This is a genomic window from Pseudomonas amygdali, assembly GCF_002699855.1.
GTDB lineage: Bacteria > Pseudomonadota > Gammaproteobacteria > Pseudomonadales > Pseudomonadaceae > Aquipseudomonas > Aquipseudomonas amygdali.
The window spans coordinates 23,517-47,689 of sequence record NZ_LKBW01000224.1; the positions used below are offsets into that span (position 1 = coordinate 23,517).

General features: G+C 60.0%; 20 protein-coding genes and 1 pseudogene. 6 read left to right on the forward strand and 15 right to left on the reverse strand.

Annotated features, from left to right (window positions below; genetic code table 11):
• Positions 1–123 precede the first annotated feature (123 nt).
• From AO277_RS15010 to bioB, 8 genes are all read right to left on the reverse strand, one after another.
• The gene (locus tag AO277_RS15010) at positions 124–1,422 is read right to left on the reverse strand and encodes a GGDEF domain-containing protein (protein ID WP_031596853.1); all 1,299 of its coding nucleotides are present in this window, start codon (positions 1,420–1,422) and stop codon (positions 124–126) included.
• A 377-nt stretch (positions 1,423–1,799) separates the two neighbouring features.
• Positions 1,800–3,605, reverse strand: a complete 1,806-nt coding sequence (locus AO277_RS15015; RefSeq protein ID WP_044318266.1) for a phenylacyl-CoA dehydrogenase — start codon at positions 3,603–3,605, stop codon at positions 1,800–1,802.
• A 354-nt stretch (positions 3,606–3,959) separates the two neighbouring features.
• On the reverse strand, positions 3,960–4,256 hold the full coding sequence (locus AO277_RS15020; protein WP_004654758.1) for a hypothetical protein: 297 nt from the start codon (positions 4,254–4,256) through the stop codon (positions 3,960–3,962).
• Positions 4,257–4,410: 154 nt separating this feature from the next.
• Positions 4,411–5,091 carry a dethiobiotin synthase gene (gene bioD, locus AO277_RS15025; RefSeq protein ID WP_044318267.1) on the reverse strand — a complete coding sequence of 227 codons (681 nt, stop codon included), beginning with the start codon at positions 5,089–5,091 and terminating at the stop codon, positions 4,411–4,413.
• 30 nt (positions 5,092–5,121) lie between these two features.
• Positions 5,122–5,931: a malonyl-ACP O-methyltransferase BioC gene (gene bioC, locus AO277_RS15030; protein WP_002555571.1), complete on the reverse strand. Its 810-nt coding sequence runs from the start codon at positions 5,929–5,931 to the stop codon at positions 5,122–5,124.
• Entirely contained in the window at positions 5,924–6,655 is a 732-nt protein-coding gene (locus AO277_RS15035; protein ID WP_044318268.1) for an alpha/beta fold hydrolase, read from the reverse strand. The genes bioC and AO277_RS15035 overlap by 8 nt, the downstream gene beginning before the upstream one ends.
• The gene (gene bioF / locus AO277_RS15040; RefSeq protein ID WP_044318269.1) at positions 6,648–7,838 is read right to left on the reverse strand and encodes an 8-amino-7-oxononanoate synthase; all 1,191 of its coding nucleotides are present in this window, start codon (positions 7,836–7,838) and stop codon (positions 6,648–6,650) included. The genes AO277_RS15035 and bioF overlap by 8 nt, the downstream gene beginning before the upstream one ends.
• Positions 7,839–7,902: 64 nt before the next feature.
• Positions 7,903–8,961 (reverse strand): biotin synthase BioB, encoded by a 1,059-nt coding sequence (bioB, locus tag AO277_RS15045; RefSeq protein WP_044318270.1) that lies wholly within the window; start codon positions 8,959–8,961, stop codon positions 7,903–7,905.
• 89 nt (positions 8,962–9,050) lie between these two features.
• Here bioB and AO277_RS15050 point away from each other — a divergent pair, with 89 nt between their 5' ends.
• The 3 genes from AO277_RS15050 to AO277_RS15060 all read left to right on the forward strand — a co-directional run bounded on the left by AO277_RS15050 (position 9,051) and on the right by AO277_RS15060 (position 12,695).
• Positions 9,051–9,785, forward strand: coding sequence for a ComF family protein (locus AO277_RS15050; protein WP_044318271.1), 735 nt, complete (start codon positions 9,051–9,053; stop codon positions 9,783–9,785).
• Positions 9,786–9,932: 147 nt separating this feature from the next.
• Positions 9,933–10,697, forward strand: a complete 765-nt coding sequence (locus AO277_RS15055; RefSeq protein ID WP_044318272.1) for a TOBE domain-containing protein — start codon at positions 9,933–9,935, stop codon at positions 10,695–10,697.
• A gap of 81 nt (positions 10,698–10,778) precedes the next feature.
• Positions 10,779–12,695, forward strand: a complete 1,917-nt coding sequence (locus tag AO277_RS15060; RefSeq protein ID WP_044318277.1) for a PhoX family protein — start codon at positions 10,779–10,781, stop codon at positions 12,693–12,695.
• Positions 12,696–12,963: 268 nt separating this feature from the next.
• Here AO277_RS15060 and AO277_RS15070 read toward each other — a convergent pair whose 3' ends face one another.
• The 6 genes from AO277_RS15070 to AO277_RS15095 are packed head-to-tail and all read right to left on the reverse strand — an operon-like array spanning position 12,964 to position 18,514.
• Positions 12,964–13,797 carry a phosphodiesterase gene (locus AO277_RS15070; RefSeq protein ID WP_044318273.1) on the reverse strand — a complete coding sequence of 278 codons (834 nt, stop codon included), beginning with the start codon at positions 13,795–13,797 and terminating at the stop codon, positions 12,964–12,966.
• Positions 13,798–13,821: 24 nt separating this feature from the next.
• The gene (locus AO277_RS15075) at positions 13,822–14,853 is read right to left on the reverse strand and encodes an ABC transporter ATP-binding protein (protein WP_044318274.1); all 1,032 of its coding nucleotides are present in this window, start codon (positions 14,851–14,853) and stop codon (positions 13,822–13,824) included.
• Positions 14,850–15,644 carry an ABC transporter permease gene (locus AO277_RS15080; RefSeq protein ID WP_044318275.1) on the reverse strand — a complete coding sequence of 265 codons (795 nt, stop codon included), beginning with the start codon at positions 15,642–15,644 and terminating at the stop codon, positions 14,850–14,852. Before AO277_RS15080 ends, AO277_RS15075 begins: the two co-directional genes overlap by 4 nt.
• Entirely contained in the window at positions 15,641–16,510 is an 870-nt protein-coding gene (locus AO277_RS15085) for an ABC transporter permease (protein WP_005735061.1), read from the reverse strand. The genes AO277_RS15080 and AO277_RS15085 overlap by 4 nt, the downstream gene beginning before the upstream one ends.
• On the reverse strand, positions 16,510–17,511 hold the full coding sequence (locus AO277_RS15090) for an ABC transporter substrate-binding protein (RefSeq protein WP_002555583.1): 1,002 nt from the start codon (positions 17,509–17,511) through the stop codon (positions 16,510–16,512). The genes AO277_RS15085 and AO277_RS15090 overlap by 1 nt, the downstream gene beginning before the upstream one ends.
• Positions 17,495–18,514: a LacI family DNA-binding transcriptional regulator gene (locus tag AO277_RS15095; protein ID WP_002555584.1), complete on the reverse strand. Its 1,020-nt coding sequence runs from the start codon at positions 18,512–18,514 to the stop codon at positions 17,495–17,497. The genes AO277_RS15090 and AO277_RS15095 overlap by 17 nt, the downstream gene beginning before the upstream one ends.
• Positions 18,515–18,708: 194 nt before the next feature.
• On the opposite strand from AO277_RS15095, the gene AO277_RS15100 reads away from it, so the two are divergent.
• Positions 18,709–19,683: a serine/threonine protein kinase gene (locus AO277_RS15100; RefSeq protein ID WP_002555585.1), complete on the forward strand. Its 975-nt coding sequence runs from the start codon at positions 18,709–18,711 to the stop codon at positions 19,681–19,683.
• Between the two features lie 211 nt (positions 19,684–19,894).
• Entirely contained in the window at positions 19,895–20,782 is an 888-nt protein-coding gene (gene rarD, locus AO277_RS15105) for an EamA family transporter RarD (RefSeq protein WP_004663394.1), read from the forward strand.
• 223 nt (positions 20,783–21,005) lie between these two features.
• Here the strand turns inward: rarD and AO277_RS15110 are convergent.
• A pseudogene (locus tag AO277_RS15110) lies at positions 21,006–21,502 on the reverse strand (glycine cleavage system transcriptional repressor).
• Between the two features lie 342 nt (positions 21,503–21,844).
• Between AO277_RS15110 and AO277_RS15115 the strand changes: the two are divergent.
• Positions 21,845–24,022: a malate synthase G gene (locus tag AO277_RS15115; protein WP_044318276.1), complete on the forward strand. Its 2,178-nt coding sequence runs from the start codon at positions 21,845–21,847 to the stop codon at positions 24,020–24,022.
• Positions 24,023–24,173 lie beyond the last annotated feature (151 nt).

Here is a 24,173-nt window from a genome sequence, read left to right on the forward strand (position 1 = left end):
CATGCAGAGACGCAGATCAGCAGTCGAGTTTCACGAGTCTACCCGAACAACATTTCAGAGACATAGGGTCGTGTCATGACTGAATAGTCATAGCAGGTCACGGGGAAAAATAGCAGGATTGGCTCAGGTGGCCGCTTCAGTTGTACGAACAGCGCCGCGCCGGTTCAACTGCCCGTAAGCGACCACGCAGTTGCGCCCGGCCCCCTTGGCCGCATACAGCGCCTGGTCAGCACTCTTGAGCACCTCTTCCGGCGTGCGATGTTCCGGCTGGCGTTCGGCAACGCCGATACTGACCGTTACCGACACGCTGCCTGCCTGCGCTCCACCGCGGCGTTGTCGGCCTTGCTGATCATCCTGAGGACGACTGTCCTTGTTGCGCAGCTGAATCTCGTAATTGGCGATGGTCTCGCGGATGGCTTCCAGATGCGGCATGCATTCATCAATGGTCTTGGCGGCAAACACGATGGCGAACTCTTCGCCCCCATAGCGATACGCCTTGCCACCACCGTTGGTGATTTTCGACAGTTTGCTGGCCACCAGACGCAGCACCTGATCGCCCACATCGTGGCCGTGGGTGTCGTTGAATTTCTTGAAGTGATCCACGTCGCTCATCGCCAGCACATAGTTGCGTCCCAGACGCTGCATGCGTTCATTGAGCGCCCGGCGACCAGGCAGTCCGGTCAGTTCATCCCGGAAGGCCATCTGATACGCCTCGTGAGCCACGGCGGCGGCAATCATCAGCATCACCTGACTGCAGAGGATATTCAGCGTGAACGGCAGGATGAAGGTTTTCGGCAGTGCCCAGAACAATCCCAGCAGGCCGACAATCTGCGCGGCGTGCAGCGGTCGCGGTTTTTCCAGGTATTGCCAGATCAACACCCCGAATGACACCAGGAACATGGCATAGGACAGCTGAATCAGACTCATCCAGGCACCGTGCAGCGCAGGCCAGCGGATGTCGGCCAGCCAGACTTGCAGTTCGACCGGATAACTCTGTTCAAGACCCAGCGCCACACTGCCTACCGCCACCAATACCGCGAGCCGCGCGACCATGTCCTGAAACAGATGCGTACGTTCTTCCCACGCGGCATACAGCCCGAACAGCACAGGCAGCAGCAGGCAGACCAGGTGGAAAATCACCGCCGCATCCTCACGGACCTTGCCGTTATCGCGGTAAAAATCGGTCTGGGTATCCAGCAGGTAGTAGGCGATATACACCGTGAGCATCAGAAACAGCTCGCGCTGACGCCGGTAAACACAGCAATACGCACCGCCCAACAGCAGAACCAGCGTGGGCAGCACATTGAATAGCGATGTGAAGAAGACGTTCAGGTCCTTTACGTACGCAGCCGCAAGCCCCGCCACCAGCAGACCCAGTGAAGGCAAAAAATGACTCAATCGCGCAGCTGATGGACGCAACAAAAGGGGTTATCTCCTACCCGGCATCTGAATGAATGGCTGACCTGATGGCATTGTGCCCTCCGCCAGCGAACAATGCATCGGCAGGATCAATAAACGAGCTACTTTCTGTAACGGCAGGAGGTGGGAAATGTTTATTGCGGAAGTCGCGGGCGTTGGTGCTATCTGTATCTCGGACCGCATTGAATAGCGCCCCATGGCTGCGATGTGACGCAGAGCGTCACGAAATGCATTACCACGCGCAGTGATGGAAACGAGAGTTATCCGGGGTCAGTGCTCCCCAAAGTCTCGTTGAGATTGGTGTTAACAATGAGCCAAAACGCACCCATAAAAAAACCGCCTGATCAGCGATCAGGCGGTTTTCATGACCGCAGCGAGGCTTAGTAAGCCAGGCCGAAGTCTTCCTCTTTCATGTCCATCAGGTTGGCAGCGCCCGACAGGATGGCGGCAACGTGCGTGCGAGTGCGCGGCAGGATGCGCTGGAAGTAGAAGCGCGCGGTCTGGATCTTGGCGCGGTAGAACGCCTCATCCGACGTACCGGCAGCCAGCTTCTCGGCCGCAAGACGCGCCATGTCGGCCCAGAAGTACGCCAGGCAGGCATAACCGGAGAACATGATGTAATCCACCGAAGCTGCGCCGACTTCTTCGCGATCCTTCATGGCCGCCATGCCGACTTTCAGGGTCAGGTCGCCCCACTCCTTGTTCAGCGCGGCCAAAGGCGTCACGAATTCCTGAACGGCTTCGTTACCCTCATTGCCCTGACAGAACTTGTGGACGATCTTGGTGAAGCCCTTGAGCGCTTCGCCCTGAGTCATCAGCACTTTACGGCCCAGCAGGTCGAGAGCCTGAATGCCGGTGGTGCCTTCGTACAGCATCGAAATCCGGCAGTCGCGAACGTTCTGTTCCATGCCCCACTCGGCAATGAAACCGTGACCGCCGTAGATCTGCACACCGTGGTTGGCGGCTTCAAAGCCCACTTCGGTCATGAAGGCCTTGGCAATCGGCGTCATGAACGCCAGCAAGGCGTCGGCGGCTTTCTTTTGCTCCGGGTCTTCGCTGTACTTGACGATATCGACCTGTTTGGCCGTGAAGTACACCATGGCACGCGTGCCTTCGGCGAAAGCCTTCATGGTCAGCAGCATGCGGCGCACGTCTGGATGGACGATGATCGGGTCAGCGGCCTTGTCCGGTGCTTTAGGGCCGGTCAACGAACGCATCTGCAGACGGTCACGGGCATATTGCAGGCCGCCCTGGAAGGCCACTTCGGCATGCGCCAGACCTTGCAGCGCAGTGCCCAGACGCGCGGTGTTCATGAACGTGAACATGCAGTTCAGACCCTTGTTCGGCGGGCCGATCAGGTAGCCGGTAGCGCCGTCGAAGTTCATCACGCAGGTGGCGTTGCCGTGGATGCCCATCTTGTGTTCGATGGAGCCACAGTTAACCGCGTTGCGATCAACGATGCTGCCATCGGCAGCCGAGAGGAACTTGGGCACAATGAACAGCGAAATGCCTTTGGTGCCAGCCGGTGCGTCCGGCAGACGCGCCAGCACGATGTGGACGATGTTATCGGCCATGTCGTGTTCGCCAGCGGAAATGAAAATCTTGGTGCCGGTAACCTTGTAGGTCCCGTCAGCCTGAGGTTCAGCCCTGGTGCGCAGCATGCCCAGGTCAGTGCCGCAGTGGGATTCGGTCAGGCACATGGTGCCGGTCCATTCGCCGGAGACCAGCTTGGTCAGGTAGGCGTCCTGCTGCTCGGGAGTGCCGTGCTCGGAGATGGTGTTCATCGCACCATGCGACAGGCCAGGGTACATGCCCCACGACCAGTTCGCTTCGCCGACCATCTCGCTCACTGCCAGACCCAGCGACTCGGGCAAGCCCTGGCCGCCATGCGCAACGTCATGCGCCAGACTCGGCCAACCGCCCTCGACAAATTGCTTGTAAGCCTGCTTGAAACCGGTCGGTGTCTTCACGCCCGACTCGCTCCAGGTGCAGCCCTCGGTATCGCCCACCCGGTTCAGCGGTGCCAGAACCTGCTCGCAGAACTTGGCACCCTCTTCGAGAATGGCGTCGACCATGTCCGGGGTGGCGTCATGACAGGCTGGCAGACTTTGATAGTGCGCTTCATAACCGAGCAGCTCATCACGGACGAAACGAATATCACGCAAGGGGGCCTTGTAGTCAGGCATAGCGATAAACCTCTGCTGATGAATCCTGGAACGAATGACCGGGCGGTCGCTGAAAGCATAGCCTCAAGCACCAGACAATCTCGTATGCCTTGCGGTCAAACAGGTGTTTGAAACATACGTTTACGCCCAATCCTTGTCAATAGCGAAGCGCGCACCATTCGTCCACCCTGCTCTACAGACCGCGCAGGCAAAGGCATCAGGCGCAGGCGCAGGAAAAACGTAAGCGCAAGTTTAGTCGAGGGTGGAAGGTGTTACGGGGGCGATACAGGAGGGTGATGGCGGGCAATTCAGCAAACGACGCCGTGCAGGTGTGACACGGCGTAGGCGTTACACGAAGCTTTAGAACACAGGATGTTAAGCGTAAGTGTCGATCAGAGTGCCAAGCGCTTCGTCGCTGGCCTTTTGAACCGCAACCCCGGCTTCGACCTGACTCTTGCCGGCGTTGAGCTCGACAATATTGGCAGACAGGTCAGAACGCTGGCTGCGGTCGACGGAACGCAGGTTTTCGAGCTGAAAGTCGGAAGACTGGCTTCTGCCCGACACTTCGATGTTGGAGCTGGCGATCTGGGTGGCCGCCTGATCCACACGACCTTGCCCGACCTGCATAGCGCTTAAGCCCGGGTAGAGGGTGTTGTTCATGGTGATTTGCATAAGCCGATCCTCAGTTCAAAAAACGAACACGTGCCATTGAACCAGCATTTGCGCAGAAATACTCGACAAATAGACTAATGGCACTAGGCCGCATGATAGCCTGACTCTTGAAAAAACCAAAACAACGTTGCCTGTCAGCAAGATAGCGACGCTGTCAGCGCAGTTGCCCTAATTCAAGGTATTGCGCCACATTTCCGGCGCTCGCCTCGTTCAATCGTGGCACGCGTCCAAGACAGGGTGCAGGCAGACGCTCGACCAGCGTGGCGAGGTTTTCCTCAAGCCGCGAGGTGTTTGCGTCTATGACGTTGGCCACCCAGCCTGCCAGGTGCAGACCGTCCCGGGCGATGGCTTCGGCAGTCAGCAGCGCATGATTGATACAGCCCAGACGCACGCCCACCACCAGAATGATCGGCAGATCCAGCGCAATGGCCAGATCAGAAAGGTTGCTCTGCCCGGCCAAGGGCACGCGCCAGCCGCCTGCGCCTTCGATCAAGGTGAAGTCGGCCTGTTTATCCAGAATGTGCTGCATCGGCTTCAGCAACGAGTCGACCGTCAACACGACACCTGCCTCGCGCGCGGCCAGATGCGGCGCAATGGCCGGTTCGAAAGCCAGCGGATTGACTTCATCGTAATCCAGCTCGACAGAGCACTCGGCCTGTAACGCCAGCGCGTCGGAATTGCGTAGTCCCTGTGCAGTCACTACGCAACCGGATGCCACAGGCTTGCCCGCTGCGGTGCTCAAGCCCTTCAAGCGGACGGCATGCAGCAAACCGGCAGCTACCGTGGTCTTGCCAGCATCGGTATCGGTTCCGGTGATGAAATAAGCAGCGCTCATCTCGGTAATCTTCCTTATGACGTGGAGCCGTCAGGCTTTTTCAAGCACCGCGTACACCACTTGATAGGTAGCGGGCAGACCGGCTTCCTGACGGAAGGCTTCGTAGGCCTGAACCATGCCCTTGATCCGCTCGCGTCCGGTCAGGCCACTGGGCCGCCCAGGGTTGAGGTTGTGCGCCCCGAGCGCTTTCAGCTCATGCGTCAGGCTGCGCACATCGGGGTAATGCAACACCTGCGGGCACACATCCAGGCTGCGCACCTGTAAACCGCTGGCAGCGCACAACTGACGATAATCATCCTCGTGACGAAAGCGGTTTACATGAACCTGGCCGTCGACTGCCTGCCAGCTGTCACGCAACTCGTACAGCGTGCCGACGCACAGGCTGGCGAAGGCAAACACACCGCCTGGTTGCAATACCCGGTGAGCCTCACGGAGCACCGCGGCGAAATCCGCACACCACTGCACAGCGAGGCTGGAGAAAATCAGCCCGCAACTCTGATCACGCAGTGGCAGGTGCTCGGCATCACCTGCCACAAAGTGCTGTGCACCGCCCAATGGCTGCGCATGGCGCAACATGCCTTCGGCGATATCCAGCGCGATGCCTTCGCTGCCACTGAAAACCTGATCCAGTGCCCGGCTGAAATAGCCAGTGCCGCTCCCCAGATCCAGCCAGCGAACCGGACTGAACTGCGCAGGCAGACGCGACAGCAGCTCGCTGCCGACGCTGCGCTGTAGTTCGGCCACGCTGTCATAGCTGCCCGCGGCCCGGGAAAAAGACGCGGCGACCTGCCGTTTGTCCGGCAGGACAGAGGGCGGTTTGGGCATAGAAAGATCAGTCATCGTCCAACTCGTGCAGAAAGGCGTGAATCGCAGCGGCTACTCCGTGGGGGTTTTCCACAAGGAATGCATGACTGGCCTGTTCGATCAGACCGACCTCGACATCCGGCAACAAGGCCAGCAGATCACTTGCTGCTTCAGCCGGCACGAACGCATCAAGTCCGGCAAACAGGTGCAGTTGCGGGCCGCGATAGGTTTGCAGCGCGCTACGTGTATCGAGTTGCTGGAGTATCTTCAGCCCATCGACCAAAGCAGTTTTGGAGCTGTGCGGCGCGCCAGCCTTGAGTAACCGGGCGAGACCGCGTGAGTCTACTGCGCCTTGAGTGCATAACAGGCTGAAACGCTTGAGGGTCGCGTCATGGTCAGCGGAACAGCCAGCCAGAAACGCATCGAAATCCTGCGCGGGCATCGCATTCGGCCACGCGCCCTGGGTGACGAAACAGGCATTACTGGCCAGGGTCAGCAGCCCGCAGCAACCTTCGCCACGCCGTGCTGCCAGCTCGGCGGCAAGCATGCCGCCCAGCGACCAGCCGCCCAGCCAGACGTTATCCGGCAGGTTGGCATCCAGTTCGTCGAGCCAGTCAGGCAGGTCGCAGCTGTCGATATCCGGCAACGGCTCGATTTCGACCCGCAGGTGCTCGTCAAGCCCGCGCAACGCGGCGGCAAGCGGCTCCAGCGGCGAAACGCCCAAGCCCCAGCCCGGCAGTAGAATCAAACGATCACGCATGGACGGGCTCCGTGGATTCACTTGCATCCAGCAGCGGGTAGCACTGCTCCAGAGCCTCCAATAATAGCTGTACGTCGGCCTTGCTGTGCGCGGCAGACAACGTTACGCGCGATCGGGCACTGCCCGCAGGCACGGTCGGCGGACGAATCGCCGTCACCAGCAAGCCACGCTCACGTAGCAACTGCGACAGACGCAGAGCCCGTCCGGCATCGCCGATCAGGATTGGCTGGATCGGCGTAAAGCTGTCCATCAACTGCAGGCCGATCTGCTCGGCACCCTGACGAAACTGCTGGATCAGGCTCGCCAGATGCTCGCGACGCCAATGTTCGGTACGCAGCAATTGCAGGCTTTTCAAGGTCGCGCAGGCCAGCGCAGGTGGCTGGCTGGTGGTGTAAATGTAGGGCCGGGCGAACTGGATCAAGGTTTCGATCAACTCTTCACTGCCGGCCACGAATGCTCCAGAGGTGCCGAACGATTTGCCGAGGGTGCCGACCAGTACCGGCACATCCTCCACGCTCAGGCCGAAGTGCTCGACGATTCCGGCACCGTTTGTACCCAGCGGCCCGAAGCCGTGGGCGTCATCCACCATCAGCCAGGCACCCTTGGCCTTCGCAGCCTGGGCCAGCGCAGGCAAGTCAGCGATGTCACCATCCATGCTGAACACACCGTCAGTGACCACCAGCGTATCGCCCACGGATTTCTCCAGGCGGCTTGTCAGGCTGGTCACATCGTTGTGCAAATAGCGCGAGAACCGTGCGCCGCTGAGCAGACCGGCATCCAGCAGCGAGGCATGATTGAGGCGGTCTTCCAGAACTGTATCGCCCTGCCCGACCAAGGCTGTCACCGCGCCGAGGTTGGCCATGTAGCCATTGGAGAACAACAGGGCACGAGGACGACCGGTCAGCTCGGCCAGCGCTTCTTCCAGTTCGTGGTGCGGCGTACTGTGGCCGATCACCAGATGCGACGCCCCGCCGCCCACGCCCCAACGCTCGGCACCTGCCTGCCAGGCGGCGATCACTTCCGGATGGTTGGCCAGGCCCATGTAATCGTTGTTGCAGAACGCCAGCAATGGCTGACCATCGACAACCACCTGCGGACCTTGCGGGCTTTGCAGCAATGGGCGCTGGCGGTAGAGATGTTCGGCGCGACGGGCGTCGAGGCGCGTGCGGAGATCGAAAGACATGCAGGCCCCGGTCCGAAAGATGGCAGTTCAACACGGGCCGGAGCAGACCGGCCCGTTCAAGGGGTCAGGCAGAAGCAGCGTCGTAGAACATCGAACTGCTTTGCTGTTCGACCAGCGCCTGTTCGATGGCAGCCTGATGCACTTCATCAGCATGGCCTTCGCCCGCTTCGGGCTTGATGCCCAGACGGGAGAACAACAGCATGTCCTTGTCGGCTTGCGGGTTGGCGGTGGTCAGCAGCTTGTCGCCATAGAAAATCGAGTTGGCACCGGCGAAGAAGGCCAGCGCCTGCATTTGCTCGTTCATCGCTTCGCGCCCGGCAGACAACCGCACGTGGGACTGCGGCATGAGAATCCGTGCCACCGCGAGCATGCGGATGAAGTCGAACGGGGCGACGTCTTCGGCGTTTTCCAGCGGCGTACCGGCAACCTTGACCAGCATGTTGATCGGCACCGACTCCGGGTGCTCCGGCAGGTTTGCCAGCTGGATCAGCAGCCCGGCGCGGTCGTCGAGGGACTCGCCCATGCCCAGAATGCCGCCCGAGCAGATCTTCATCCCGGCATCGCGCACGTAGGCCAGGGTTTGCAGGCGCTCGCTGTAGGTCCGGGTGGTGATGATGCTGCCGTAGAACTCCGGCGAGGTGTCGAGGTTGTGGTTGTAGTAGTCCAGCCCGGCAGTGGCCAGCGCTTCGGTCTGCTCCTGATCGAGACGGCCGAGGGTCATGCAGGTTTCCATGCCCATGGCTTTCACGCCTTTGACCATCTCCAGCACGTAAGGCATGTCCTTGGCGGAAGGATGCTTCCAGGCCGCGCCCATGCAGAAACGGGTCGAACCAATGGCTTTGGCACGCGCTGCTTCCTCAAGCACCTTCTGCACTTCCAGCAGTTTTTCTTTCTCAAGACCGGTGTTGTAGTGACCGGACTGCGGACAGTACTTGCAGTCTTCCGGGCAAGCGCCGGTCTTGATCGACAGCAGCGTGGAAACCTGCACACGGTTGGCGTCGAAATGAGCGCGGTGCACCGTTTGCGCCTGAAACAGCAGGTCATTGAATGGCTGTACGAACAGCGCCCTGACCTCGGCTAAAGTCCAGTCGTGACGCAAAGTGGCGGTGGTGCTGGCGCTCATCGGGCGGCTCCTTGGTGTTTCTGGGCAATGCGCGAGGGCGTAAAGGCACCATGCGCTACACGGATGTCGGGCATATTTAAGGAAGAGCCATGCGCTGTCAACCCAACCGCCAATACGAGGTTTACATCTGGTTAAAAAACAAACAACACTGTTTGTTATGCCATGAGCGCAGCGAGGTGCCAATGCCTGTCTGCGTGCCGTGCGAAGCCGAGCTGCCATGGCTGGGCGGCCAGTGCGACTGCTGTGCGCTGCCGTTACCCCTCTCCGGCATGAGCTGCGCGCAATGTTGCAAGCGCCCTCCCGGATTTGCGCAGGTCATCGCGCCGTGGCTGTACGACTTCCCGGTGGACAGCCTGATTACCCGATTCAAACATAACGGTAAATGGCCGATGGGGCGCCTGCTGGCCGAACTGTGCGGGCAGTTTCTGCAGCACCGTTTTGAGGAAGACCTGCCACGTCCCGATTACCTGATTCCTGTTCCTCTCGCCAACAAGCGCCTGCGCCAGCGCGGCTATAATCAGGCGGCGATGCTGGCCGGGTGGCTGGGTAAACAGTTGCAGCTGCCCGTTGACGAACACCATGTGTTACGCAGCCGGGAGACAGCAGCGCAACAAGGGCTGGACGCCAAGGCACGCAAACGCAATCTGCGCGACGCCTTCACCCTCGTTGATCCCGACTGGGTGCAGGGCAAGCACCTGGCGCTGGTGGACGACGTCCTGACCACCGGTTCGACGGCAGAGGTCATTGCGCGACTCCTGAACAAGGCCGGCGCGCGAAGAGTGGACGTGTACTGCCTGGCAAGAACGCCGAAGCCTGGGGATTGATTGGGCGCTATGCTCAGAAACCTCAAAACGCTCATCGCTTCCACACTCCGCGTGGTAGCGCAGCCCTGGACGCTCCGCGACCGGTTTTCGACGCCATGCGCGAGAGCGATCATACTGCCCTCTCCTACTCGACCGCCCCGGATTACCATGTCGCTACCCACCTTGCTGACGCAACACATGGTCCACCGCCCGCAACGTATCGCGTTGTTGCAGCACATTGCCGAACAGGGCTCGATCACCCGTGCCGCGAAAAGCGCAGGCTTGAGCTACAAGGCAGCATGGGACGCCATTGATGAGCTGAACAATCTGGCGCAAAAGCCGCTGGTAGAACGCAGTGTCGGCGGACGTGGCGGTGGCGGCGCTAAGCTGTCGCTAGAGGGCGAGCGAGTGCTGCGTCTTTATCAGCGGGTGCAGGCATTGCAGGCCCAAGTGCTGGAAGCGGCCGAAGACAGCAGCGACCTTGACCTGCTCAATCGCCTGACCTTGCGTACCAGCGCACGCAACCAGTTGCTGGGGCGGATCGTCAGCATCACCCGTCAGGGACACAACGATCAGGTTCGCCTGCAATTGGCTGGCGAGGTGTTCATCGAAGCACAGGTCACCCATGACAGCACCCTGCGTCTGGAGCTGGAAAACGGCACGGAGGTGGTTGCACTGATCAAGGCCGGCTGGCTGAAACTGCATGCAGACAACAGCGAAGAAACAAATGGAAACAATTGCCTGATCGGCCGAATCGACAGCGTGACCGACGCCGAAGATGGCCCAAGCGAAGTACGCATCTCACTCCCCGGCGGCCAGACGCTGTGCGCCCTGGCGACACCTGAGCACCTGCATGCACAGCAGCTGAAAACCGGTGCCACGGTGCAGGCAAGATTTGCCGCTTCACTGGTGTTGCTGGGTATACCGATGTAAGCGTCGGCAAGTCATTACCGCGACACAATTCCGTCATATGTGCGCACTAAGGTGGCTGCCATATTCGAGGGAGCCTTGATGATGAAACTATTAGAAGAAAATCAAACCACAGATCTGGAAAATCTGGTCGGCACAGACAAGGTCGGCCTCACCCGCCGCGGCTTCATCAGCGCAGGTGCCCTGTGCGGCGCAGCGATGTTTCTGGGTGGCAACCTGTTGAGCCGCACGGTTCTCGCGAACAGCATCAGCGCAGCGTCCGGCACACTGCTGGGCTTCCAGAGCATCCCTGCCGCCACTGCCGACAGCATCAGCCTGCCGCAAGGCTACACCTCATCGGTTCTGATCAGTTGGGGCCACCCTTTACAGGCAGGCGGCCCGGCTTTCGACCCGAGCGGCAAGGGCACAGCCCAGGCTCAGGAGGTGCAGTTCGGCGACAACAACGACGGCATGTGCCTGTTCCCGATGCCAGGCCACAAGGATCGCGCACTGATGGCGATCAACAACGAATACACCAATTACCGCTACCTTTTCGATCACGGCAAGGAGCCGCAATCGGCTGAAGAAGTGCAAAAGGCACTGGCTGCAGAAGGCGTTTCCGTGATCGAAGTGCAGCAGCACAATGGTAAGTGGCAGTTCGTTCAGGACTCGCGCTACAACCGTCGCATTCATGGCAACACGCCGATCAGCCTGAGTGGCCCGGCAGCCGGGCACGACTGGCTCAAAACGGACGCCGACAAGACCGGCACCCAGGCGCTCGGCACATTTCAGAACTGCTCCAGCGGCCAGACGCCGTGGGGCACTTACCTGACCTGCGAAGAGAACTTCACTGATTGCTTCGGCAGCAGCAACGCCGAGCAGAAGTTCGACGCCGGCATGAAGCGCTATGGCGTGGTTGCCGCCAGCAAGGAGATCAACTGGCACCCGCACGACCCGCGCTTCGACGTCGCGAAAAACCCCAACGAGGTCAACCGTCATGGCTGGGTGGTCGAGATCGATCCGTTCGACCCCAAGTCCACACCGGTCAAACGCACTGCACTCGGTCGCTTCAAGCATGAGAACGCGGCCTTCACCCAAACCAAGGGTGGCCGCGCCGTGGTGTACATGGGCGACGACGAGCGTGGCGAGTTCATCTACAAGTTCATCAGCCGCGACAAGATCGATCACCAGAACCCCAAAGCCAACCGTAACCTGCTCGACCACGGCACCTTGTACGTGGCGCAGTTCGATGCAGGCGACAGCAATCCGGATCATCCGAAAGGCAAGGGCCAGTGGGTCGAACTGACTCATGGCAAGAATGGCCTGGACGCGGCTGCCGGTTTCAATAATCAGGCAGAAGTGCTGATTCACGCGCGCCTGGCGGCCAGCGTTGTAAAAGCCACGCGCATGGACCGCCCGGAGTGGATCGTAGTCAGTCCCAAAGACGGTCAGGTCTATTGCACACTGACCAATAACGTCAAACGCGGCGAAGAGGGTCAGCCTGTAGGCGGGCCGAATCCACGCGCCAAGAACCAATACGGGCAGATCCTGCGCTGGAGCGAAGAAGGCAGCAATCCTTCAGCGATGACCTTCGACTGGGACCTGTTCGTGGTCGCGGGTAACCCGACTGTGCATGCCGGTACACCGCAGGCCGGGTCGAGCAATATCAACGCGCAGAACATGTTCAACAGCCCCGACGGCCTGAGCTTTGATGAAGCCGGCAGACTGTGGATTCAGACCGATGGCGACTCAAGCAACAAGGGTGACTTCGCGGGCATGGGCAATAACCAGATGCTCTGCGCCGATCCTGCCAGCGGCGAAATTCGTCGCTTTCTGGTCGGGCCGATTGGTTGCGAAATCACCGGCATCAGCTTTGCGCCGGACTATAAAACCATGTTCATCGGCATCCAGCATCCCGGTGAAAACGGTGGTTCCACGTTCCCCGAGCATTTGCCCAACGGTAAACCGCGCTCATCGGTGATGGTCATCACCCGGGAAGATGGCGGCGTTATCGGCGCCTGATCGGCAATCAGGAAGAGGACGCAGATCGCTCATCGTTATATAAAGGTCTGCTATTGATTCTGGCCGGAGGCCGTGGGAGCGAACTTGTTCGCGAAGAGGGCTGTATGATCGTCGAAAATGCATCGACTGAAACACCGTCTTCGTGAGCAAGCTCACTCCCACAAGGATCTTTACTCCGCCTGATACTGCGCGTCGAGCCCCGCTTTCCGGGCTCATCAAGACTTGAGTATCACGCCGGGCGCAGAGCGTGGGAGCGATGAGCAATCAATTAATCAATCAACCCGTTCACATCGTAGAACGGGTATGGCCCTTCATAGTCGCCGAACACTGCGTTATGACTGACAAACCCCTGTTCCGAATGCCAGCGATGCAGCACGTAGCCTGCCGGTTCCAGGTTGAAATGGGCAGGCGCGGCTTCGTCGAGGTCCAGCACGATCTGGTGTGAGGTGCCAGGGCAGATGCTTGCCACGCTGCCACCAAAACGCCGCTGCATGGGGCGATGCAAATGCCCGCACAACAAACGCTCCACTTGCGGATGCTGGGCAATCACACGCTCCAGCGCCGACGCGTTGCCGAAGGGTTCGCGGTCCATGTGCCCTATGCCGGTAATGAACGGCGGATGGTGCAGGATGATCACCGTCGGTACATAAGGACGACGTGACAGCTGCGCGTGCAACCAGTCCAACTGACAGTAATCCAGTTGTCCGCCATGCTCGCCGGGAATGGTCGTGTCCATGCCGATCAGACGTACCGGGTATTTCTCCACCACCCAGTCCAGAGGTCCGCTGGCCGACAATGGCAGGTACACCTTTTCGGCAAACGCAGCCAGCAGTTTGTGTCGATCGTCATGATTACCGGGCACCAGATAGAACGGCATGTGCAGGCGTTCCAGCTCAGGCTTGAGCACGGCGTATTCGTCCTCACGCCCGAAGTCCACCAGATCACCACTGATCACCACTATGTCTGGGCGCTGCTTGCTGGCGTTGATGTGTTCGACTGCGCGGCGCAATGCACCCAGTGTATCGACCACGCCATAGGTCAGGCGCCCGTCGGCTTTGAGGTGCAAGTCACTGATCTGGGCAATAAGAAACGGACGATTCAAAATAATCTCTCTACGGAAACGATGTTACGAATGCAGGGTGAACAGCGCCTGCGGCTCAACACTCAGGGCGATGGCAGCGTTGGCGGCGTGAATAACGTTGTCGGTGCTGTCCACCAACAGCGGCTGCGGACCTCCGACATCGACCAGCAAACGACTTTGCGCACCCTGAAAAAACTGCCCGACCAGGCGACCCTGAAGGTGCCCGCGCTCCGGCATCAGGCGCAGATGTTCCGGGCGGCAGTAGACCGTGCCCGGCAGATCAGCGCCGTTCCACGGCAGCTCGCCGCCGCTCACCTTGAGGCCTGACGGGGTGCGCTCGACCACGCTGAACGCATTCAGATTGCCGACAAACCCGGCGACAAATGCATTGGCCGGCTGCTGATAGATTTCTCTGGGCGTTGCCAACTGCGACACGCAGCCTTTTTCCATGACCAGAATCCGGTCGCCCACGGCCATGGCTTCGCCCTGATCGTGGGTGACGAACACCGAGGTGATGCCCAACCCACGCAACAACTGATCGAGCTCGCTGCGCAAGCGCTCACGCAACTGCGCATCCAGTGCCGCCAGCGGCTCGTCGAGCAGCAGCACCCGCGGACGCGGTGCCAGAGCCCTGGCCAGCGCGACCCGTTGACGCTGACCACCAGAAAGCTCGTTGACACGACGATTGCCATGACCGGTCAGGCCAACCAGTTCCAGCAACTCATCGCAACGCTTGCTTCGTTCGGCAGGCGACAGGCCGCGAATCTTCAGGCCGTAAACAATGTTCCCGGCGACGTCTAGATTCGGGAACAGCGCGTAGTTCTGAAACACCATCCCGACGTCACGCCGCTCGATAGGCAGGCGCGTAACGTCCTGATCATCGAACAACACCTGACCGACGTCCGGACGTTCAAGCCCGGCGATCAGACGCAAGGTGGTGGTCTTGCCGCAACCGGACGGACCGAGAATCGCCAGCGTTTCGCCAGGCTCAATGGTCAAGTGCAGATCCTTTACAGCAACGGTGCCGTCGGCAAATGCCTTGCGGCAGCCTTTCAGGCGAATGGTGGTTCCGCTCATCGGCTCTCTCCTCGGGCAAGACGCGCACTGATGGCCTGCAACGCAATCAGCAGCGGCACAATCAGCAACAGAAAAAGAAGGGTGTAGGCGCTGGCGACTTCCAGTCGGGCTGAGGCGTAGCTGTCGGCCAGACCGACCTGCAGGGTCTTGGTCATCGGCGTGTGTAGCATCCAGGTCAGGTTGAACTCACCCAGCGACAGGGTCACGACCATCAGCACACCGGCCAGAATCCCGGCGCGGCAATTGGGCACCACCACGCTGAAAAAGCGCTTGATCGGCCCGGCGCCCAGACTGGCGGCAGCCTCTTCAAGAACCGGCAGTTGCTGACGCTGCATGACCGCCATTACCGGGCGCACCAGAAACGGCAACGTGAACAACACATGGCCCACCAGAATGAACAGCCAGCTGCTGCGAAAGCTGCCGAACTGGCCGTAGGTCAGCAGCAACGCCAGGGCGCTGGCCAGGCCGGGCATGGCGACGGGGAGGACCATCAGTTCTTCAAAGGCCCGGCTGAAGCGATTGTTCATGCGCACCAGCGCATACGCTGCCGGAACGCCGACCAGGCATACGCAGATCGCACAGGCCACAGCCAGTTGCAGCGACAACCAGACGGTCGGTGAATAGGCTTGCCAGACCTGCACCAGCCAGTCGAATGTCAAGCCGCTCGACAGGCCCAGAAAATAATTGCGGGTCAGCCCGGCAAGCAGCGAAAGCACTACCGGGACCAGCATGAACGCACAAACCAGTAACGTGAATGCCAGTTGCGCAGCAAACAATGGAGAACGTTTCAAAGGGCAACCCCTGATGTCCCGACCATGCGACGGGCCAGCAACAGCACCGCCCATGTCACTAGCCCGAGGATCACCGACAGCGCGGCGGCTACGGTGAAGTTGGCGTAATTGGTGAACACGTTGTAGATCGCCACCGGCGTGACGTTCAGGCGCGTACCAAGCGTAAATGCAGTACCGAATGCGCCCATCGACGTGGCGAAGCAGATCGCACCGCAGGACACCAGCGCGGGTGCCAGCCCCGGAACGATTACATCGCACACCACCCGCCAATGACCCGCGCCCAGCGAATGCGCAGCTTCTTCAAGGCTGCGGTCCAGGCTTTCGCAAGCGGCCATGACGGTGAGAATCACGCGCGGAATCGAGAAATACAGGTAGCCAATGAACAAACCGGTAAGCGAATAGGCGAATATCCAGCGTTCGCCAGCCAGTTCCAGCCCGAGTGCCGCGAAGATGCCTTGGCGACCGGCCAGCAGAATCACCAGAAAGCCCACCACCACGCCAGGAAACGCCAGCGGAAAGGTCAGCAACGCCACCAGCGCAGAGCGTCCGAAAAACTGGTTACGGGCCAGAAACACACCGCTGATACCGCCGACCAGCAACGCCGCAAGCGTGACCACCAGTGCCAGCAGACAGGTCTGCGCCAGGCTGCCGAGATATTGAGCACTGCTCAACACCTGCCAGTAACCGCTGCCGTTGCCGTCAGAACCTTGCGCGCCGAGCAGGATCAGGTGGGTCAGCGGCAGCAGCCAGAATGCCAGCAACACCGCCAGCGCCGGAGCAAGTGCCACCGCAGCGGTCGGGCGCAGCCGCAGCTTCATAAATCCGCCCTTGTGCAGAGCCAGCGCGTGTCCCGGCGAGGCTGACATTACTTCACCTCACGCAGATAACGGGCAGCAAAGGCTTCCTGCACGGCAGCCATGTGCTGGTAATCCACCACACCGGCACGAGCGTAATCGCTGTCGGGCAGGAACTGCGCGGCCACGTCGGCAGGCATCTTCGAGCGCACTGGACGCAAATAAGCCTTGGCCCACAGCGCCTGGCCCTCGTCAGACAGGACGAAATCCAGCACCTTCTCGGCATTGGCGCGGTGCGGTGCCTTGGCAACCATGCTCATCACGTACGGCACGCCAATGGTGCCTTCCTTGGGAATCACGAAAGCGACGTTGGCCTTGTCCTTGTAGCGAGCGCGATAGGCGTTGAAGTCGTAGTCGACCAGAATCGGCAGCTCACCGGACAGTACGCGTGCATAAGCGGTTTGCTTGGGCACGATGGGCGAGTTCTTCGCCAGCTTCTGGAAGTAGTCGATGGCCGGGCCGAAGTTGTCCAGTGTGCCGCCCATGGCCTGATTGATCGCAACGGCGGACACGTACCCGACGAATGCACTGGAGGGGTCGAGGTAGCCGACCATGCCCTTGTATTCGGGCTTGAGCAGATCCGCCCAGCTTTGCGGCACCGGCAGACCGCCCAGTGCGTCGACATTGACCATGATGCCCAGCGTGCCGGAATGAATGGCGAACCAGTGCCCTTCAGGGTCCTTCAGGCCTGCGGGAATGTCGTCCCAGTGCTTGGGTTTGTAGGTATCGACCACACCGGCCTTTTGCGCTTGCAGGCCGAAGGTCACGCCGTAATACACCACGTCTGCGACCGGCGCGGCCTGCTCGGCGACGATCTGCGCCAGCGCCTGCCCCGAGTTCTTGTTGTCCAGCGGCACTTGTACACCGGTGCTGTCGGCAATGGCCTTGAGCTGCGTGCCCCAGTCAGCCCACTCAGGCGGGCAGTTGTAGCAGATGGCGGTTTCGGCGGCCTGGGCGAGGCTGGCCGCACTACATAACAGCAGTGCCGCGAGGGTTTTACTGAGGCTGAGCATGAAGCATCTCCTGGTAGGGCTGGGTGCTTTCGCCGGGCCGGATATGGCACGGCAGACAATGAGAAACCGGTGCCGCGCCGGCAATCCGCGACAGCAACTGGTCGATGACGATGTGCGCCAGTTCGGTAATCGGCTGAACCACACTGCACAGCGTCGGGTGCATCTGCGTGCCCAGCGTGATGCCGTCGAAGCCGATGACCGAAAGACGCTCGGGAACACCCCAACCATTGCGGCGTAATTCGGCGATCAGGCTGATAGCCAATAGATCGTTGGAACAGACCAGCGCGCTTGGCGCAGTCGGACCACGTAACAACGGTTCGAGCGCGGCGAAGTCGGCGTTGGTATGGGCAGGCATTTCAATTACCGGGCGCGCCTCAAGCCCACCCTCGTTCATGGCATCGCGATAGCCTTCGTAACGCAGGCGGGCGCGGTCGGACTGCATGACCGGGCCTGCGACCATCGCAATACGCCGATGGCCGGCGTTGATCAGATACCGCGTCGCCAGCGCCATGCCTGCGCGGTTATCCACAGACACAGCGCTGTACTCCTCATTGTCGGTCTGGTGATAGGCCAGCACGAACGGCGTGTCCTCGATGGCCAGGCTCTCCAGCACACGGTTGTGCTCGGCGTCGGTTACGGTCAGCACCAGCCCGTCGACCCGCTGGCGCAGCAGTTCCTCAACAACGGCGCTTTCACGCTCGGCGCTGTAGTCGGTGGTCGCCAACAACAGGTTGTAGCCCCGTGCCCGCGCCGCCCTTTCCATAGCCTGAAACTGCTCGGCGAACACCGGGTTGAGCAGGTTTGGCACGATGACGCCAATCAGATTGGTGGTTTGCAGACGTAACTGTCTGCCCAGCCGATTGGGGCGAAAGCCCAGCTCACGAGCAGCGACGAATACTCGCTCGCGGGTCTCGGCGCGCACCACCTCAGGACTTGCGAAGGCGCGTGCAGCAGTCGCCCGGGAAACCCCGGCCAGTCGTGCAACTTCTTTCAAATCAGTCATGGTCGCTCGCTTGAGATCGATCTCATTGGCGGCAACTCTAAGTGGCGAACATGGCTAAACAGCGACCGGAGGATGACCGTTTGGTGACAACTCGACCCTTGGGCATTTTAAACAGGAGGGGTTTAGCGAACCGGGACCGGTCTGCGTTACCATCAGCGGTCCGACGCGGCAACCTGCTGCGCGCAGGAGTAGTCATGGCTCACCCGTTTGCAACACTCACTCCCGATCTGGTGCTAGATGCCGTTGAAAGCATCGGTTTTCTCAGCGATGCCCGCATCCTGGCACTCAACAGCTACGAAAACCGCGTGTATCAGGTCGGTATCGAAGACGGTCAGCCGCTGATCGCCAAGTTCTATCGGCCACAGCGCTGGACCAACGAAGCCATCCTTGAAGAACACAGCTTCACTTACGAGCTGGTCGAGGTCGAAGTGCCCGTTGTTGCGCCCATGGTGCATAACGGCGAAACCCTGTTCGAACATGCCGGCTTTCGCTTCACGCTATTCCCGCGCCGAGGCGGACGCGCGCCGGAGCCGGGCAATCTGGATCAGCTGTATCGCCTGGGTCAGTTACTGGGGCGTATCCATGCGGTCGGCTCGACCAAACCGTTTGCGCACCGCGAAGCACTGGGTGTGAATAACTTTGGCCATGCGTCGGTCAATTACCTGCTGGAAAACGACTGCATCCCGCGCAGCCTGCTTCCGGCTTACGAGTCGGTAGCCCGTGACCTGCTCAAGCGTGTCGAGGACGTTTACGCCGCCACGCCGCATACCAACATTCGCATGCACGGTGACTGTCACCCCGGCAACATGATGTGCCGCGACGAGATGTTCCACATCGTCGACCTGGACGACTGCCGCCTTGGTCCTGCCGTTCAGGACATCTGGATGATGCTGGCCGGTGATCGCCAAGAGCGCCTCGGCCAGTTGTCGGAGCTGATGGACGGTTACAACGAGTTTCATGATTTCGATCCACGCGAACTGGCCCTGATCGAACCACTGCGTGCCCTGCGCCTGATGCACTACAGCGCCTGGCTGGCCAGGCGCTGGGACGACCCTGCATTCCCGCACAGCTTTCCATGGTTCGGCACAGAGCGTTACTGGGGCGACCATATTCTGGCCCTGCGCGAGCAGATGTCAGCGCTGAATGAAGAGCCGTTGAAGCTGTTTTGACCTGATGAGCCCCAGATTATCGTGCGGCGCTCCGCGTCGCATGCAGCTCTGGACGCTCCGCGTCCGATCCTGAACAAGCGACGCGGCACAGATGTCGTGAATCAGCCGAACCTGTGTATAACATCCAGCGCTCCAGCGTGAGTACGATCAAAACCATCAACCGCATCACCCCACAATAAAACCGGAAATTTCTGTATTAAAGGGACGCTCCATGCAAGCTGCCAATCCACGCCGTGGATACATCCTGGGCCTGAGTGCTTACACCATCTGGGGCCTGTTCCCCATCTACTTCAAGGCCATCTCCGCCGTTCCGGCCATCGAGATCATCATCCATCGAGTGCTCTGGTCAGCCCTCTTCGGCTCGATCGTGCTGATGTTCTGGAAACATCCCGGCTGGTGGCGTGACCTGCGCAACAACCCACAGCGACTGGCCGTGCTGGCACTCAGCGGGACGCTGATCGCTGCGAACTGGATCGTCTACGTGTGGGCCGTTAACAACGGCCGCATGCTTGAAGCCAGTCTCGGGTATTACATCAACCCGCTGGTCAACGTGCTGCTGGGCATGCTGTTGCTGGGCGAGCGGCTCAGGCGTCTACAAATGCTGGCGGTCGCTTTCGCCACCATTGGTGTCGCCCAGCAGGTCTGGAACGTCGGCAGCCTGCCGTGGGTGTCACTGGCCCTGGCGCTGACCTTTGCGTTCTACGGCCTGATCCGCAAAAAAGCCCCGGTTGCCGCCTTGCCTGGCCTGGTGGTGGAAACCTGGATGCTGGTGCCGCTGGCATTGATCTGGCTAACGCTCAACCCGACGGCCGTGAGCGCCCAGCCGGAATTCTGGACCACCACGCAAGCCATCTGGCTCGCCGCCGCAGGCCCGGTGACGCTGATCCCGCTGGTGTGCTTCAACGCCGCAGCCCGTCACCTGCCCTTCACCACCCTGGGTTTCCTGCAATACCTCGCGCCCACGCTGGTTCTGCTGCTGGCGGTGCTGCTGTATGGGGAGCACCTGACCACCAGCACCATCATCACCTTCGCCTTCATCTGGGCGGGGCTGGCAATCTACAGTGTGGATATCTGGCTGAAATCCCGCGGCCGAGGCTGATCAAAAAACACACAACACCTCGCAAGCCACGCCCCCCGTGGCCTGCAAGAGGTTCTCCAAGGGTTATCCACAGGCAGGCTAACCTTATCTGTGCACAAGCCATTGAAACTGTTGGTTTTTTGATCAACTTTCGCCAGCCCACGGCGAACATGGCGTGCAAGGCTATTCCCCCAGGTTATCCACAGGCAGATGCACGGTTAACTTGGATAACCTGAAAGTTAATCTAGTCCTCAGTACCCAACACCAGCTCCACCATCAGATCATCAGCCAGGGTCTCAAGCCCTGCCTGCAGGTCATCCAGCGACAAGCCCACCGGTACGCCCAGCACTGCATCGGCGTGGAACAGCAACTCGCTGCTCATGGGCGCAGGAGAACGTCGGTGATCAAGTGTTCAACGTTGACACCCTGCCCGGCCAGCAAGCGGGTGATGTCGCGCACAATGCCGGGGCGGTCGTTACCGACCAGTTGCATGCTGATCAACTGAGTCGGGGCGGTTGTCTCTATCACGCTTTCAGCCAACAGCATGCGAATGCCATGGGCCGACAGGGCGTTCAACGCTTTGATCAGGTCATCGTACTTTTCCGGCTCGACGCCCACCTTGAGGATCCCGGCAAATTGCCCGGCCATGCGCGACATGCGGCTTTCCAGCAAGTTACCGCCCTGCTCGGCAATGCACTGCGCGATACTTTCGACCTGACCCGGTTTGTCGGGAGCAACCAGCGTTACGACGAGATGATCCGCGGTCTATTCCTTTTTCTGTGCAGGTGATTTGAAAACGGCGTCGGTCGCACCAGTATAGACAGCCCCGAAGGCAGCCCGTGCGCGGTAAATCGTGTACCGTTTGCCACGCTTTATGGAACAATCCCGGGCGCTTTTGGGAACACAATGAATATCATCGTGACCCGATATGAATATCCAGTCGTTTAATGACATATTCAGCGACGTTTTCACGCAACGGCGGCTCATGTAGTATCCAGAATCTCGTACTACATGACACCAAGATCAATAACAGAGCGCTCCCCGAGTGTGCTCGACCCTGCTGAGCAGAGTGAGGCAAGTGCAATGACTGAGTACGTTCAAGTCGGTGACCTGCAAGTCGCCAGAGTCCTGTTCGACTTCGTGCAGAACGAAGCCACACCCGGAACCGGCATCGACGCCACTGCGTTCTGGGCGGGTGCGGACCAACTGATCCACGACCTTGCGCCAAAGAACAAGGCACTGCTCGCCAAACGAGATGAATTGCAGGCGCAGATCGACACGTGGCACCAATCGCGCGCCGGACAGGCTCACGACGCCTCGGCTTACAAAGCCTTCCTTCAGGAGATCGGCTACCTGCTGCCAGAAGCAGCGGACTTCCAGATCACCACACAAAACGTCGATGAAGAAATAGCCACCATGGCCGGACCGCAACTGGTCGTGCCTGTAATGAACGCACGGTTTGCGCTCAATGCGTCAAATGCCCGCTGGGGCTCGCTGTATGACGCGCTCTATGGCACCGATGCCATCAGCGAAGAAGGCGGCGCGGAGAAAGGCAAGGGCTACAACAAGGTGCGTGGCGACAAGGTGATCGCCTTCGCCCGCGCATTCCTCGATCAGGCAGCCCCTTTGGCGGCTGGCTCGCACGTTGATTCGACTGCTTACAAATTGATCGACGGCAGACTGGTCATCAGCCTCAAGGGCGGCAGCAACACGGGCCTGCGCGACGATGCACAACTGGTGGGTTTTCAGGGTGAGGCTTCAGCGCCGTTCGCCGTGCTGCTCAAACACAATGGCCTGCATTTCGAATTGCAGATCGACGCTTCCAGCCCGGTTGGCCAAACCGATGCGGCAGGCGTGAAAGACATCCTCATGGAAGCCGCGCTGACCACCATCATGGATTGCGAAGACTCCATTGCAGCCGTCGACGCCGACGACAAAGTGGTCGTCTACCGCAACTGGCTAGGCCTGATGAAAGGCGACCTGGCGGAATCGGTGTCCAAAGGCGGCGAAACCTTCACCCGCACCATGAACCCGGACCGCGTCTACACCACGCCACAAGGCGGCGAAGTCACGCTGCACGGTCGTTCGCTGCTGTTCATTCGTAACGTAGGTCACTTGATGACCATCGACGCGATTCTCGACAAGCATGGCAAGGAAGTGCCGGAAGGTATTCTCGACGGCCTGCTGACCAGTCTGGCTGCGATCCACAACCTCAACGGCAATACCTCGCGCAGCAACAGCCGCAGCGGCTCGATGTACATCGTCAAACCGAAGATGCACGGGCCGGAGGAAGCCGCGTTTACCAACGAACTGTTCGGGCGTATCGAGCAGGTGCTGGGCTTGCCGGGCAACACATTGAAAGTCGGCATCATGGACGAAGAGCGCCGTACCACGGTCAATCTCAAAGCCTGTATTCAGGCAGCCAGCGAGCGCGTGGTATTCATCAACACCGGCTTCCTCGACCGCACCGGTGACGAAATCCATACCTCGATGGAAGCGGGCCCGGTGGTGCGCAAGGCGCAGATGAAAGCCGAGAAATGGATCAGTGCCTACGAGAACTCCAACGTCGACATCGGCCTGAAATGCGGCCTGCAAGGTCGCGCACAGATCGGCAAAGGCATGTGGGCCATGCCCGACCTGATGGCCGCCATGCTGGAACAGAAAATCGCTCACCCGCTGGCTGGCGCAAACACTGCCTGGGTGCCCTCGCCTACAGCGGCTGCGCTACACGCCCTGCATTACCACAAGGTCGATGTATTCGCTCGCCAGGCCGAACTGGCTCAACGCGAGCAGGCATCGGCGGATGATATTCTGACCATTCCCCTTGCGCCGAACACCGACTGGACGCCCGAAGAAATCCAGAACGAACTGGACAACAACGCACAGGGCATTCTCGGCTACGTGGTGCGCTGGATCGATCAGGGTGTAGGTTGCTCGAAAGTACCGGATATCAACGACATCGGCCTGATGGAAGACCGCGCAACGCTGCGCATCTCAAGCCAGCACATGGCCAACTGGCTGCGTCACGGCGTTGTCAGCGAAGCTCAGGTGCTGGAAAGCTTGAAGCGCATGGCACCGGTCGTGGATCGCCAGAATGCCAATGACCCGCTGTATCGCCCGCTGGCGCCAGACTTCGACAGCAACATTGCCTTCCAGGCAGCCGTCGAACTGGTGATCGAAGGTACGCGACAGCCTAACGGCTATACCGAGCCGGTACTGCATCGTCGCCGTCGTGAGTTCAAGGCCAAAAAAGGAATGTAAGGATTTTAGTCATCGGACCTGAGAGGCAGCTTGCTGCCTCTTCGGGAAGGCGATGAGTAAACATCGCGTTTTTTGTTCGGGAGTATCAGTTTTTTTGTGTTCGGGCTGGTTAGGGCCTGCCGTCAGGCAGGCCCTTGTTTTACCAGCTCGG